The 14826-nt window shown below is 75.8% G+C and carries 5 protein-coding genes; 1 reads left to right on the top strand and 4 read right to left on the bottom strand.

The annotated features are described in order from the left end of the window. Positions 1-6: 6 nt before the first annotated feature. Positions 7-10956: a type I polyketide synthase gene (locus ACFWP2_RS07985; RefSeq protein ID WP_380449407.1), complete on the top strand. Its 10950-nt coding sequence runs from the start codon at positions 7-9 to the stop codon at positions 10954-10956. A gap of 55 nt (positions 10957-11011) precedes the next feature. Here ACFWP2_RS07985 and ACFWP2_RS07980 read toward each other — a convergent pair whose 3' ends face one another. The 4 genes from ACFWP2_RS07980 to ACFWP2_RS07965 all read right to left on the bottom strand — a co-directional run bounded on the left by ACFWP2_RS07980 (position 11012) and on the right by ACFWP2_RS07965 (position 14696). Continuing rightward, positions 11012-11650, bottom strand: a complete 639-nt coding sequence (locus tag ACFWP2_RS07980; protein WP_380449406.1) for a response regulator — start codon at positions 11648-11650, stop codon at positions 11012-11014. Next, the gene (locus tag ACFWP2_RS07975; protein WP_380449405.1) at positions 11647-12882 is read right to left on the bottom strand and encodes a sensor histidine kinase; all 1236 of its coding nucleotides are present in this window, start codon (positions 12880-12882) and stop codon (positions 11647-11649) included. Before ACFWP2_RS07975 ends, ACFWP2_RS07980 begins: the two co-directional genes overlap by 4 nt. Before the next feature lie 112 nt (positions 12883-12994). After that, a complete protein-coding gene (locus ACFWP2_RS07970; protein ID WP_380449595.1) occupies positions 12995-13723 on the bottom strand; it encodes an ABC transporter permease in 729 nt (242 codons plus the stop codon). Between the two features lie 55 nt (positions 13724-13778). Further along, a complete protein-coding gene (locus ACFWP2_RS07965; RefSeq protein ID WP_380449404.1) occupies positions 13779-14696 on the bottom strand; it encodes an ABC transporter ATP-binding protein in 918 nt (305 codons plus the stop codon). Positions 14697-14826: the final 130 nt, after the last annotated feature.

The following is a 14826-nucleotide window of genomic DNA, read 5'->3' as shown; positions in this document are numbered from 1 at the left end:
CTTGCGATGGCCTCTACCCAGGACTATGTCGAAGCGTTGCGAGCTTCCCTCAAGGAGACGGAGAAGCTTCGCGCGCGAAACCGGGAACTGACCGCCGCGGTCAGTGAACCCGTCGCGATCGTGTCGATGGCGTGCCGCTACCCCGGCGGCGTCTCCTCGCCGGACGACCTCTGGCGGCTGGTCGAACGGGCCGGCGACGCGATCGCGCCCTTCCCCGAGCAGCGCGGCTGGAACGCGGACGGCCTCGGCGCGGACGCCGCGGCCAGCGACCTCGCCGCCCAGGGCGGCTTCCTCGACGGCGCCGAGCGCTTCGACGCGGCGTTCTTCGGGATCTCCCCGCGCGAGGCCCTCGCCATGGACCCCCAGCAGCGGCTGCTGCTGGAGAGCGGCTGGGAGGCCTTCGAACGGGCCGGGATCGCGCCCGACACCGTACGCGGCAGCCGGACCGGGGTGTTCGTCGGCGCGACCTCCTCCGGCTACGGGGTCGGTGCGGCCGACGCCGACCAGGGGTACGTCCTGGCCGGCGGGGCGACCAGCGTGCTCTCCGGCCGGGTGGCGTACACGCTCGGCCTGGAGGGCCCGGCGGTCACCGTGGACACCGCCTGCTCCTCCTCGCTGGTGGCCCTGCACCTGGCCGTCCAGGCGCTGCGCGCCGGTGAGTGCACGCTGGCGCTGGCCGGCGGGGTGACGGTGCTGACCAACGCGGAGGTCTTCCACGCCTTCAGCGCCCAGCAGGGCCTGGCCTCGGACGGGCGCTGCCGCTCCTTCGGCGCCGGCGCGGACGGCACCGGCTGGGGCGAGGGCGTCGGACTGCTGCTGCTGGAGCGGCTCTCGGACGCGCGCCGCAACGGGCACCGGGTGCTGGCGGTGGTGCGGGGCAGTGCGATCAACCAGGACGGCGCCTCCAACGGGATGACGGCGCCGAACGGGCCCGCGCAGCGCCGGGTGATCCGGCAGGCCCTGGCCACCGCGCGGCTCGCCCCGTCCGAGGTGGACGTGGTGGAGGCGCACGGCACCGGCACGAAGCTGGGTGACCCGATCGAGGCGCAGGCGCTGCTGGCGACGTACGGTCAGGACCGGTCGTCCGAGCGGCCGCTGTGGCTGGGCTCGATCAAGTCGAACATCGGGCACACCCAGTCGGCGGCCGGCGTCGCGGGTGTGATCAAGATGGTGCAGGCGATGCGGCACGGGCTACTGCCCGCCACTCTGCACGCCGAGCAGCCGACGCCCCATGTGGACTGGTCGGCGGGTGCGGTGGAGCTGCTGACGGAGGCCCGGCCGTGGCCGGAGGCGGACCGTCCGCGCCGTGCGGGCGTGTCCTCCTTCGGGATCAGCGGCACCAACGCCCACGTCATCCTGGAGCAGGGCGACCCGCTGCCCGCGCCGCAGACGGGCGGCGCCCCGGGCACGACGCTCTGGCCGGTGTCCGCGAAGACCCCGGACGGGCTGCGCGGACAGGCGCGGCGGCTGCGCGACTTCCTGGCGACCGGGCCCGACCTGGCGGCCGCCGGGCACGCGCTGGCCGTCACCCGGGCGGGGCTGGAGCACCGCGCGGTGGTCCTCGGCGACACGGCCGCCGTCCTCGGCGAGGGGCTGGCGGCGCTGGCCGCCGGCGAGCCGTCGGCGCTGGTGGTCTCCGGTGACACGGCCGAAGGTCGGACGGCGTTCCTGTTCACGGGGCAGGGTTCGCAGCGGGTCGGCATGGGCCGGGAGCTGTACGAGGCCTTCCCCGCCTTCGCGTCGGCGTTCGACGCGGCCTGCGCGGAGCTGGACCCGCGGCTGGACCGGCCGCTCAAGGACGTCGTCTTCGCGGGCGCGGAGGATCTGGACCGTACGGTGTGGGCCCAGGCCGGGCTGTTCGCCGTCGAGGTGGCCTCCTTCCGGCTGCTGGAGTCCTGGGGCGTGGTCCCGGACGTGCTGCTCGGGCACTCGATCGGTGAGGTGGCGGCGGCGCACGTCGCCGGCGTCCTCTCGCTGGCCGACGCCTGCGCCCTGGTCGCGGCGCGCGGCCGGCTGATGGACGCGCTGCCCGAGGGCGGCGCGATGCTGGCGGTGCAGGCCGGCGAGGCCGAGGTCCGCGAGGCGATCGGCGGCCGGCTCGACATCGCGGCCGTCAACGGTCCCACCTCGGTGGTGGTTTCGGGCCCGGTCGAGGTGGTGGAGGAGTTCGCGGCCGAGTGGGCCGCCCAGGGGCGCAAGACCCGTCGGCTGACGGTCTCGCACGCCTTCCACTCCGCGCTGATGGAGCCGATGCTCGCCGAATTCGCCGCTGTGCTGGGCGGGTTGACCTTCGCCGAGCCGCGCGTCCCGGTCGTCTCCAACCTGACCGGGGAACTCGCCGAACCCGGCCTGCTCACCACCCCCGGCTACTGGCTGCGCCAGGTCCGCGAGGCCGTCCGCTTCGCCGACGGCGTCGAGGCCCTGGGCCGCCGGGGCGTGACCCGGTACGCCGAGCTCGGCCCGGACGGCGTGCTGTGCGGGATGGTCCGACAGGCCGGCGTCGAGGGCGCCTTCGCGCCGCTGCTGCGCGGCGCCGGGCACGACGGCGTGCGCACCTTCCACGCCGCCGTCGGCAGGCTCTGGACGGCGGGTGCCGCCGTGGACTGGCCGGCGGCCTACCCGGGGCGGGCCGAGGGCCACGTCGCGCTGCCCACGTACGCCTTCCAGCACCAGTCCTACTGGGCCCGTCCCGCCGCCGCGCCCGCGGCCGGGACGGCGGGCACCGAGACCGCCGCCGAGAGCGGGTTCTGGTCCGCCGTCGAGCGCGAGGACGTGGCCGAGCTGACCGGTGCCCTCGGCGTGGCCGCGGACCCGGGGGAGCTGCGAGCCGTGCTGCCCGCGCTGTCCTCCTTCCGGCGCCGCAGCCAGGACGAGGCCGTCATCGACTCCTGGCGCTACCGGGTCCGCTGGAAGCCGCTCACCGACGCGCCCACCGCCGGGACGCTCACCGGCACCTGGCTGGTCGTCGCGACCCCGGGCGACACCGACGTCCAGCGGCTGCTGACCGCCGCCGGCGCCGAGGTGGTCCCGGTCGAGCTCGGCCCCGGCGACACCCGGGCCGCACTCGCCGCCCGGTTGCGCGAACTCGCGGTCACGCCGGCCGGCGTGGTCGCCTGCCCGGCCCGGCACCCCGAGCCGGTCCCGGCCACCGTCGCGCTGATCCAGGCGCTCGGCGACGCGGGCATCGGCGCCGCGCTCTGGCTGGCCACCCGCGGCGGGGTCTCGACCGGCCGCTCCGACGGGCCGTCCGACCCGGTGGCGGCGCAGCTCTGGGGCCTCGGCCGGGCCGCCGCCCTGGAGCTGCCGGAGCGCTGGGGCGGACTGGTCGACCTGCCGCCCGCCGAGGACGCCAGGACGGCCGCCCGGCTGGCCGCCGTCCTGACCGGCACCGAGGACCAGGTGGCCCTCCGGGGCGCCGGCACGTACGTCCGGCGCCTGGTGCGGGCCGCCCGCCCGGACGGGGCCGAGCCGCTCGGGCGGCCCTCGGGCACCGTCCTGGTGACCGGCGGGACCGGGGCGCTCGGCGCCGAGATGGCCCGCTGGCTCGCCCGCCGGGGCACCCCCCACCTGGTGCTGACCAGCCGGCGCGGCTCGGCGGCCGAGGGCGTCGACGCGCTGGTGGCCGAGCTGACCGGGCTCGGCACCCGGGTGACGGTCGCCGCCTGCGACGCCGCCGACCGGGCGGCGCTGGCGGCGGTGCTCGACGCGATCCCGGCCGAACTCCCGCTGACCGGCGTGGTGCACGCGGCCGGCATCGGCCAGGCGACCCCGCTGATGGACACCTCCGTCGAGGAGATCGCCGCCGTGCTCGGCGGAAAGGCCGACGGCGCCGCGCACCTGGACGAGCTGACCGCCGGCCTGCCGCTGGAGCTGTTCGTCGTCTTCTCCTCGATCTCGGCCACCTGGGGCTCCGGCGCCCAGGCCGTCTACGGCGCCGCCAACGCCTCCCTGGAGGCCCTGGTCGAGCAGCGCCGGGCGGCCGGCCGCCCGGCGCTGGCCGTGGCCTGGGGTCCGTGGGCGGAGGCCGGCATGGCCGTGCAGGGGGAGTCGGAGGACTTCCTGCGCCGCCGCGGGCTCGCCCTGCTCGACCCGGCCCTCGCCGTGCAGGCGCTCGCCCAGGCCGTCGGCGGCGGCGAGGCCTGCGTCGCGGTGGCGGACGTCCGCTGGGAGCGCTTCGCCCCGGCCTTCACGGCCAGCCGCCGCCGTCCGTTGATCGAGGACCTGCCCGAGGTGGTCCGGGCGCTGGAAGCCCCGGCCGCCGCCCCGGCCGAGGGGGTCTCCCCGCTGGCCGGGAGGCTCGCCGCGCTGCCGCCCGTCGAGCAGGAGCGGATCCTGCTCGACCTGGTCCGGCGGCTGGCGGCGGCCGTGCTCGGCCACCGCGAGGCGGGGGACATCCCGCCGGAGACTCCGTTCAAGGGCCTCGGCTTCGACTCGCTCACCGCGCTCGAACTGCGCAACGCCCTGGCGGCCGAGACCGGGCTGCGGCTGTCCGCCACCCTGGTCTTCGACCACCCCACGCCGCGCGAACTGGCCGCCCAGCTGCGCGGCGAGCTGCTCGGCACCGCGGCGGCGGCCGAGACCGTGCAGAGCACCGCCACCGCCCTGGACGAGCCGATCGCGATCGTCGCGATGAGCTGCCGCTACCCGGGCGGGGTCGAGAGCCCCGAACAGCTCTGGCGGCTGGTCGCCGACCGGGTCGACGCGGTCTCCGCGCTGCCCGGCGACCGCGGCTGGCCGGCGCTCCCGGCGCCCTCCGGCGAGGCCGGCGCGGACGCCACCTGGGCCGGCGGATTCCTGTCCGGCGTCGCCGACTTCGACCCGGCGCTGTTCGCGATCTCCCCGCGCGAGGCGCTGGCCATGGACCCGCAGCAGCGGCTGCTGCTGGAGACCGTCTGGGAGGCCTTCGAACGGGCCGGGGTGGACGCCCGCGCGGTGCGCGGCAGCCGCACCGGCGTGTTCATCGGCACCAACGGCCAGGACTACGCGGCGCTGCTCTCCGGCCAGTCCGACAGCGAGGGGCACCGGGGCACCGGCACCGCGGCCGCCGTGCTCTCCGGCCGGATCAGTTACGTGTTCGGGCTGGAGGGCCCGGCCATGACGGTGGACACCGCCTGCTCCTCCTCGCTGGTCGCCCTGCACTCGGCCGCCGAGGCGCTGCGCCGCGGCGAGTGCACCCTGGCCCTCGCGGGCGGCGCCACGGTGATGGCGACCCCGTCGGCCTTCGTGGAGTTCAGCCGCCAGCTGGGCCTGGCCGCCGACGGCCGCTGCAAGGCCTTCGCGGCCGGCGCGGACGGCACGGGCTGGGGCGAGGGCGTCGGCATCCTGCTGCTGGAGCGGCTCTCCGACGCCCGCCGCAACGGGCACCGGGTGCTCGGCGTCGTGCGGGGCAGCGCCGTCAACCAGGACGGCGCCTCGAACGGTCTGACCGCCCCGAACGGCCCCTCGCAGGAGCGGGTGATCCGGCAGGCGCTGGCCAACGCCGGCCTGTCGGCCGCCGAGGTGGACGCGGTGGAGGCGCACGGCACCGGCACCCGGCTCGGCGACCCGATCGAGGCGAAGGCCCTGCTCGCCACCTACGGGCAGGACCGCGCCGGGGAGCCGCTCTGGCTGGGCTCGATCAAGTCCAACATCGGCCACACCCAGGCCGCCGCCGGTATCGCCGGGATCATCAAGATGGTCATGGCGATGCGGCACGGCACGCTCCCGGCGACCCTGCACGTGGACGAGCCCACCCCGCACGTCGACTGGTCCACCGGTGCCGTCGAGCTGCTCACCGAGGAGCGGCCCTGGCCGCGGGCCGAACGGCCGCGCCGGACCGGCGTCTCCTCGTTCGGCATGAGCGGCACCAACGCCCACGTGATCATCGAGGAGGGCGAGCCGGCCCCGGCCGCGCCCGCCGAGCGGCCGCACGGCCCGGTGCCGTGGCCGCTGTCCGGGCAGACCCCGGCGGCGCTGCGGGCCCAGGCCGCCCGGCTCGGCGAGCACCTGACGGCCCGCCCGGAGGACGGGCGGACCGAGGTGGCCCGGGCGCTGTCCGGCCGGACGGCGCTGGAGCACCGCGCGGTGGTGGTCGGCGCGGACCGGGCCGAGCAGGCCCGGGAGCTGGCGGCGCTGGCCGCCGGCGAGCCGAGCGCGGGCGTGGTCGCCGGCGCGGCCGTCGAAGGCCGGACGGCGTTCCTGTTCACCGGGCAGGGCGCGCAGCGGGCGGGCATGGGCCGGAGCCTGTACGAGGCCTTCCCGGTCTTCGCGGACGCCTTCGACGCGGTCTGCGCCGAGCTGGACCTGCACGTGGACCGGCCGGTCAAGGACGTGCTCTTCGAGGGCGCCGAGGACCTGGACCGTACGGTGTGGGCGCAGGCCGGGCTGTTCGCCGTCGAGGTGGCGTCGTTCCGGCTGCTCGAAGCCTGGGGCGTGGTACCGGACTTCCTGCTCGGGCATTCGATCGGCGAGGTGGCGGCGGCTCATGTGGCGGGTGTGTTCTCGCTGGCGGACGCCTGCGCCCTGGTCGCGGCGCGCGGCCGGCTGATGGACGCCCTGCCCGGGGGCGGCGCGATGCTGGCGGTCGAGGCCTCCGAGGCGGAGGTCCGCGAGGCGATCGGTGACCGGCTGGACGTCGCCGCCGTCAACGGCCCCACGTCCCTGGTGGTTTCGGGCCCGGTCGAGGTCGTCGAGGAGTTCGCCGACCGCTGGAAGGCCGAGGGTCGCCGGATCCGCCGGCTGACCGTCTCGCACGCCTTCCACTCGGCCCTGATGGAGCCGATGCTCGCCGAATTCGCCTCCGTCCTGGAGGAGTTGACCTTCGCCGAGCCGCGCCTCCCGCTGCTGTCCAACGTCACCGGGACGATCGCCGAACCCGGGCTGCTCACCGAACCGGGCTACTGGGTGCGCCACGTCCGGGCGGCGGTCCGGTTCGCCGACGACGTCGCCTGGCTGGGCGAGCACGGCGTGACCCGCTTCCTGGAGCTGGGCCCCGACGGCGTGCTCTGCGGGCTGGCCCAGCAGACCCTCCCGGACGCCGTGTTCGCCCCGCTCCAGCGGGCCGGCCGGGACCAGGTGGACGCGCTGTGGCACGGCCTCGGCCGGATCTGGACGGCCGGTGCCCCGGTCGACTGGGCGGCGGCCCTGCCGGCCGGCCCGCGCGCGGAACTGCCCACCTACGCCTTCCAGCGCGCGTGCTACTGGCCTCGGCCGGTCGCCGGGGCCGGCGACGTGGCGGCGCTCGGGCAGGCGCCCGCCGGACACCCGCTGCTGGGCGCCGTCCTGGCCCTGGCCGGGGACGAGGGCGCGGTGCTCACCGGCCGGCTGTCCACGGCGAGCCACCCGTGGCTGGCCGACCACGCCGTGCTGGGCCGGACGGTGGTGCCCGGCACCGCGCTGGTCGAACTGGCCCTGCGGGCCGGCGAGCAGGTCGGCCGCACGGTGCTGGACGAACTGGTGGTGCGCTCCCCGCTCACGCTCCCCGAGCGGGGCGAGGTCCAGGTCCAGGTCCGGGTGTCCGCGCCCGGCGACGACGGTGACTGCCGGCTGGAGATCCACGCCCGGCCCGGCACCGGCGACGGGACGCCCTGGACCTGCCACGCCACCGGCCTGCTGACCGAGGCCGCGCGGGCCGAGCAGGCCGAACAGGCCGAGCAGGCCCAGAAGTTCGAGCTGACGGCCTGGCCGCCGAAGGCCGCCGAGCCGGTGCCGCTGGACGGCTTCTACGAGACGCTGGCCGATGGCGGCTACGGCTACGGGCCGGCCTTCCGCGGCCTGCGCGCCGTCTGGCGGGCCGAGGACGCGGTCTACGCCGAGGTCGCGCTGCCCGAGCGGGCGGCCGAGGACGCGGCCGGCTTCGCCCTGCACCCGGCGCTGCTGGACGCGGCGCTGCACGCCGTCGGCTTCGCCGGCGGGAGCGAGGTCGAGGGCACCGCCCTGCCGTTCGCCTGGACCGGCGTCCGGGTGGACGCGGTGGGGGCCTCCGTGCTGCGGGCCCGGATCACCCGGGCCGCCGACGGGGTCGCGCTGCGGCTGGCCGACGGCACCGGAAGCCCGGTGGCGACGGTGCGTTCGCTGGTGATGCGCGAGGTGTCCCCGGAGGCGCTCGGCGCCTCGGCCGATGCCGGACCGGACGCGCTGTTCGCGGTGGACTGGCGACCGGTGCCCCCGGCGGCCGGTGCGGCCGAGCCGGACCGGGCCGCCTGGGCGGTGGTCGGCGAGACGGCCCCCGCGAGTGGGCCGGCCCGCCGCCACGGCGACGTCGCGGGCCTGGTCGCCGCCCTGGACGAGGGCGCGGCCGTCCCGCCGGTGACCGTCCTGGCCGTCCCCGACGGCGCCGCCGACACCGGCGCGGCCGAGGCCGTGCACGAGCTGACCGCCCGGGTGCTCGGCGAGGTGCGGGCCTGGCTGGCCGAGGAGCGGTTCGCCGACTCCCGGCTGGTGGTGCTCACCCGCGGGGCGACCCCGGCCGGGCCCGGCACCGGTGGCGAGGCCTCCCTGGCCGGCGCCGCCGTCTGGGGGCTGGTCCGCTCCGCGCAGACCGAGAACCCGGACCGGATCGTGCTGGTGGACGTCGAGGCGGAGGGCGGCGCGGCCGACCCGTGGGCCGGCTGGCCCGCGCTGGTGGGCGGTGAGGAGCCCCAACTCGCGGTCCGCGGCGGCGACCTCAGGGTGCCGAGGCTGGTCCGGGAGGCGAGCGTCGCCCGGCTGGCCCCGCCGGAGTCCGCGGGGGCCTGGCGGCTCGGTCTCACGGGGCGGGGCGCCGGACTGGAGGACGTGGCCCTGGTGGCCGCGCCGGACGCCGACGCGCCGCTGGGAGCGGACGAGGTCCGGGTCGCGGTGCGCTCGGCGGGCGTCAACTTCCGGGACGTGCTGATCGGTCTGGGCATGTACCCGGACCGGACGGCCGTGATGGGCTCCGAGGCCTCCGGTGTCGTGCTGGAGGTCGGCTCCGGGGTGACCGACCTCGCCCCGGGCGAGCGGGTCTTCGGCTTCTTCGCCGGAGGGGCGGCCGTGCGGGCCGTCACCGACCGGCGGCTGCTGGCCCGCGTCCCGCAGGGCTGGTCCTTCGCCCAGGCCGCCTCGGTGCCGCTGGTGTTCGCCACCGCCTACTACGGGCTGCGCGACCTCGCCGACGCCGAGCGCGGCGAGTCGGTGCTGGTGCACGCCGCGGCCGGCGGCGTCGGCATGGCGGCCGTCCAACTCGCCCGCCACTTCGGCCTGGAGGTGTACGGCACCGCGAGCCCCGGCAAGTGGGGCACGCTGCGGGAGCTGGGGCTGGACGAGGCGCACATCGCCTCCTCCCGCGACCTCGCCTTCGAGGAGCGGTTCCGCGCCGCGACCGGCGGGCGCGGGGTCGACCTGGTGCTCAACTCGCTGGCCGGCGAGTTCACCGACGCCTCGCTGCGGCTGCTCGCCGAGGGCGGGCGCTTCCTGGAGATGGGCAAGACCGACGTCCGGCAGCCGGCCGGCCTCTGGTACCGGGCCTTCGACCTGGGCGAGGCCGGACCGGCCCGGATGGGCGGCATCCTGCACGAGGTGATCGAGCTGTTCGAGGCCGGTGCGCTGCGGATGCTGCCGATCACCGCCTGGGACGTCCGGGACGCGGTCGGCGCCTTCCGGCACGTCAGCCAGGCCCGGCACGTCGGCAAGAATGTGCTGACCCTGCCGGTGGAACCGGACCCCGAGGGCACGGTGCTGATCACCGGTGGCACGGGGACGCTGGGCGGGCTGCTGGCCCGGCACCTGGCCGCCGTCCACGGGGTGCGTCACCTGACGCTGCTGAGCCGTCGCGGTGCGGACGGTCCGGGTGTTGCGGAACTCCTCACCGAACTGGGCGAGTCGGGCGCGCACGCCGAGGTCGTCGCCTGCGACGCGGCCGACCGCGCGGCCCTGGCCCGGGTGCTGGAGGGCCTCACCTGTCCGCTGACGGGTGTGGTGCACGCGGCCGGCGTGCTGGACGACGGGGTGTTCGGCGCCCTGACGCCCGAGCGCCTGTCCGGCGTGCTGCGCCCGAAGGTGGACGCGGCGCTCAACCTGCACGAGCTGACGGCCCACCTGGACCTGTCGATGTTCGTGCTGTACTCCTCGGTGTCGGGCACGTTCGGTTCCGGCGGGCAGGCCAACTACGCGGCAGCCAACGCCTTCCTGGACGCCCTGGCCGCCCGGCGGACGGCCTCCGGCCGGGCCGGCCAGTCGCTGGCCTGGGGCCTGTGGGAGCAGGCCAGCGGGCTCACCGGCCACCTCGGGAAGGTCGACCAGGCCCGGGCCGGCAGCCTCAGCGCACCGCTGTCCACCACCCGGGCGCTCGCCCTGTTCGACCGGGCGCGCACCGTGGGCCGCTCCCACCTGGTGCCGGTGGACATCGACCTGGGCGTGCTGCGCGCCGCCGCCCACCCGGTGCCCGCGCTGCTGCGGGCGCTGGTGGGCGGACCGGTCCGCCGGGCCGCCGACAACCGGCGCCCGGACGGCCCGGCGCTGGCCGAGCGGCTGGCCGCGATGGCCGACGCCCAGCGCGACGCCGCCCTGCTGGACCTGGTCACCGGGAACGCCGCGGTGGTCCTCGGACACGGCTCGACGGACGCCGTCGCGGCCGACCGGCCGTTCAAGGACCTCGGGTTCGACTCGCTGACCTCGGTCGAGCTGCGCAACCGGCTGAACACCGCCACCGGGCTGCGGCTGCCCCCGACCCTGGTCTTCGACCACCCCACCCCCGCCGCGCTCGCCCGCCACCTGCGGGAGAGCCTGCTGCCGGAGGCCGACCCGGTCGAGGACCTGCTCAGCCGGCTGGCCGGGATGGAGGGCGACCTGGTCGCGCTGGCCGGGGCGGAACGGGCCGGGGCGCGCGCCAGGCTGGAGCAGCTGCTCGACCGGCTGCGGGACGCAGACGCGCCGGCGGCGGAGCACGACGACAGCGACCTGGAGTCGGCGACGGCGGAGGACATCTTCGCCCTGATCGACGACGAGCTGGGGAGCTGACGGAGGGTACGGGAGCCCCCGCCGACCCGCACGGGGTCGGCGGGGGCGTTCCGGCTCAGGTCACCAGACCGCGCCGGAACGCCTCGCCGACCGCGCCCGCCCGGTCGCGCACCCCGAGCTTGTCGTAGATCCGCAGCAGGTGCGTCTTGACGCTGGCCTCGGTGATGAAGAGCTTGCCGGCCACCTCCTTGTTGGAGGAGCCGTGGGCGACCAGCCGCATCACCTCCAGTTCGCGGGCGCTCAGCACGCCGAGGCTGGGCCGGCGCACCCGGTCCATCAGCCGCTTGGTGATGGTGGGGGAGAGCATCGCGTCGCCCCGCGCCGCCACCCGGGCCGCCCGCAGCAGCTCCTCGGTGGGCGCGTCCTTGAGCAGGTAGCCGGTGGCGCCCGCCTCGATCGCGGGCAGCACGTCGTTGTCGGTGTCGAAGGTGGTCAGCACCAGCACCCGCACCTCGGGCGCGCTCTCGCTCAGCCGCTGGATCGCGGTGACGCCGTCCATCACCGGCATCCGCAGGTCCATCAGCACCAGGCCGGGCTTCAGCTCGGCGACCAGGTCGAGCGCCTCGGCGCCGTTGCCGGCCTCGCCGACCACCTCGAACTCGGGGCTGTTGGCGAACGCGCCGCGCAGGCCGTCCCGGACGATCGGGTGGTCGTCCACGATCAGCAGCCGGACGGGGGAGGCCGGGGCGCTCATGCGTCGCCGCCCCGGCGGATCGCGGGCACGCTCGCGTTGACGGCGGTGCCCGAGCCGGGCGCGCTCTCCACGGTCAGCGTCCCGAGCACCCGGTCGAGCCGCCGGCGCAGGCCGTCCAGCCCGTAGCCGCCCTCGCCGTCGACGGGCGGCGGCCCGTCGAGGTCGGTCACGGTGAAGCCGACCCCGTCGTCGTGCACGTCCAGCATGACCGTGTCCTCCAGGTAGGAAATAGTCAGCCTGACCTTACTGGCCGCGGCGTGCTTCGCCGCGTTCGCCAGCGTCTCCTGGGCGACGCGGAACAGCGCGATCTCGATCTCCGTCAGCAGCGGGAGGGGATCGCCGGTGGTCTCCACGCAGGCCGGGACGCCCTCGCGGGCCGACCAGCGCCGGGCGAGGTCCTGGATCGCGTTCGGCAGCTGCGCCTCCTCCAGCTCCACCGGACGCAGCGCGGCCACCGAGCGCCGGGCCGCGGTGAGGCTCTCCCGCGCCAGCACCCGGGCCTGTTCGAGGTGCCACTCGCGCTGCTCGGGCCGCGGCCGGGCCTGGTCGGCGGCCTGGAGCTGGGTGATGATGCCGGCCAGCCCCTGGGCGATGGTGTCGTGGATCTCCCGGGCCATCCGCTGCCGCTCGTCCTGGATGCCCGCCTCCCGGGCCTGGATCAGCAGTTGGGCGTGCAGCCCGTTGTTCTCGGCGATCACCGTCTGCAACTCGGCCACCAGCCGCCGGCGTTCCTCGCTGCGCTCGTTGAAGCGGTGCGACAGGTTGCCGAACAGGCCGATCAGGCAGGTCTGGAGGAAGACCGAGGCGGCCGCGATGGCGATCCGCTTCGAGGTGTCCGGCACCCCGCCGGGGATCAGGTTGACGATCAGCGAGGTGGCGCCGACGCTGACGAAGGCCCACTGCGGCGGGAGCAGGTCGTAGGCCTGGACGAACCCGATCACGGCGAACACGAAGAAGATCGGGTGCTGCGTCATCAGCAGCGCGGCCAGCACCTGCTGGCCCGCCACGTAGGTCAGCATCGGGCCGGTGCGGCCGGTCCACCGCGGCGAGCGCAGGGTGTACATCGCCAGCGTCCACGCGGCGGTCACCACGACCAGCGGGAGGACGGTGGCGCGCGCGGTGGCCGCGCCCTCCTCGGGCTGCACGACGCACAGCAGGGTGGCCACGCTCAGCAGCACGATCGGCAGGGGGGTGAGGAAGCGGCGGAGGTCGATCGGTTCGTCGCTCTTCATGGTGCTGCTCCTCGACCCCCGCTGCTCTCCGGCTCCCCGGCTCCCGGCTCCCCGCCGTTCCGCCGCCCCGCCGTTCCGCGACCGCCCGTGATCACGGAACTCCAGCCTATGCCTACTCCCAGCGGAAGAGGCGCGCCGCCGCGACCCCGAAGACCACCGTGTAGCCGACGAGCACCAACAGCGCCGTGGTGCCCGGCAGATGACCCTTGGCCACGTCGCCGAAGGCCTGGACGGAGGCGCCGAGCGGGGTGAAGTCACCGATCCGGTTGACCGCGGCGGGCATCTGGTCGCGCGGCACGTACAGGCCCGCGAAGAACATCAGCGGGAAGAACAGCATGCTGCCGGCGCCGGTGGCGGCCTTGGTGGTCTTGAGCACCGAGGCCACGAACAGCCCGATGGACAGCACCGCGGTGGCCGAGAGCAGGAAGGTGAGCACGAAGCCGACCGGGTTGTCCGGCAGTTTGACGTCCCACAGCAGGCGGGCGGTCGCGAGCACCAGGACGGTGGTGGCGATCGCCACGGTGATCTGCACCACCAACTGGGCGACCAGCACCCGGGCCGGGCCCACCGGCGTGGTCGACAGCCGGCGCAGGATGCCCTTCTCCCGGTAGCCCACCAGGTAGGTCGGGGTGATGAACAGGCCGGTCATCGCGAAGGCCAGCACCACCGTGACGGGCGTGTAGGAGTCGATGACGCGCTGGCCGAGGTCGGCCTTGAACTCGCGGGAGGACGGGATGCTGCCGATGATCACCACCAGGGCGACCGGGAAGAGCAGCGTCCAGAAGTACGCGGCCGGGTCTCGCAGGAAGAGCTTGAACTCCACGGCCGTCAGCCGGTTCATCGCCCGCACGGGGGGTCTCCTTCTAGGGGTCAGGGGCTTGCTACGGGGCCGGGGATCAATGGGAGGGGTGGTCGAACCGGCGGCCGGTCAGGGCGAGGAACGCGTCCTCCAGACTGGCCAGCTCCGCGCGCAGGTCGGCCGCGACGATCTGGTTGCGGGCGAGCGCCGAGGTGACGGCGTACACCAGGTTGCCGGTGCCGGTGACCTCCACCTGGGAGCCGTGCCGCTGCACCGAGGTCACCTCGGGCAGCGAGGTCAGGATGGCGTCGTCGAGCGGGGAGGTCGGGCGGAAGCGCACCTTCTGCTCGGCGCCCACCCCGGCCACCAGACCGGCGGGGGAGTCCAGCGCGACGATCTTGCCGCCGTCGATCAGGGCCAGCCGGTCGCAGAGCCGCTCGGCCTCCTCCATGAAGTGGGTGACCAGGACGACGGTGATGCCCCGGGCGCGGACCTGCTCGATCAGCTCCCAGGTGTCCCGCCGGGCCGCCGGGTCCAGACCGGTGGTCAGCTCGTCCAGCACGGCGACCTTCGGGTTGCCGACCAGCGCCAGCGCGATGGACAGCCGCTGCTTCTGGCCGCCGGAGAGGCTGGCGAACGGACTGTCCAGCTTGTCCAGCAGGTTCAGCTCGGCGAGCAGCTCCCGCCAGTCCGCGTGGTCCTCGTAGAAGGAGGCGTACAGCTCCATCGCCTCGGCGACCCGGAGCTTGTCCGGCATCTCGCTCTTCTGGAGCTGCATGCCGAGGATGTGGCGCAGCTTGGCGCCGTCGTGCTGCGGGTCCAGCCCGTGCACCGAGATGCTGCCGCCGGACGGCTTGCGCAGCCCGGCGATGCACTCCACCGTCGTGGTCTTCCCGGCGCCGTTGGGGCCGAGGATGCCGAAGATCTCCCCCTCCCGCACCTCGAAGGAGATGTCGTCCACGACGACCTTCTGGCCGTACTGCATCCGCAGGTTCGAAACGACGATCGCTGGCACCGTCTTGGTCTCCGTTCTCCGAGGTCCCACCAGTGTCCGGCCCGCACCGCTCCGCCCGGATCGACCCGGTGATATCCGTACGGTGGAACTTCCCGCGATCGAACGGTTGACACCCGGCCCTCCCGCACCG

This window comes from Kitasatospora sp. NPDC058444 (assembly GCF_042721415.1).
GTDB lineage: Bacteria > Actinomycetota > Actinomycetes > Streptomycetales > Streptomycetaceae > Kitasatospora.
Note: the sequence above shows the minus strand (reverse complement) of the source record. Positions and strands in the feature narration are given on the sequence as shown.

Coding starts and splice junctions, on each gene's coding strand:
- ACFWP2_RS07975 (WP_380449405.1), bottom strand. CDS start 12,882: ATGAAGAGCGACGAACCGATCGACCTCCGCCGCTTCCTCACCCCCCTG.
- ACFWP2_RS07980 (WP_380449406.1), bottom strand. CDS start 11,650: ATGAGCGCCCCGGCCTCCCCCGTCCGGCTGCTGATCGTGGACGACCAC.
- ACFWP2_RS07985 (WP_380449407.1), top strand. CDS start 7: ATGGCCTCTACCCAGGACTATGTCGAAGCGTTGCGAGCTTCCCTCAAG.
- ACFWP2_RS07970 (WP_380449595.1), bottom strand. CDS start 13,723: ATGAACCGGCTGACGGCCGTGGAGTTCAAGCTCTTCCTGCGAGACCCG.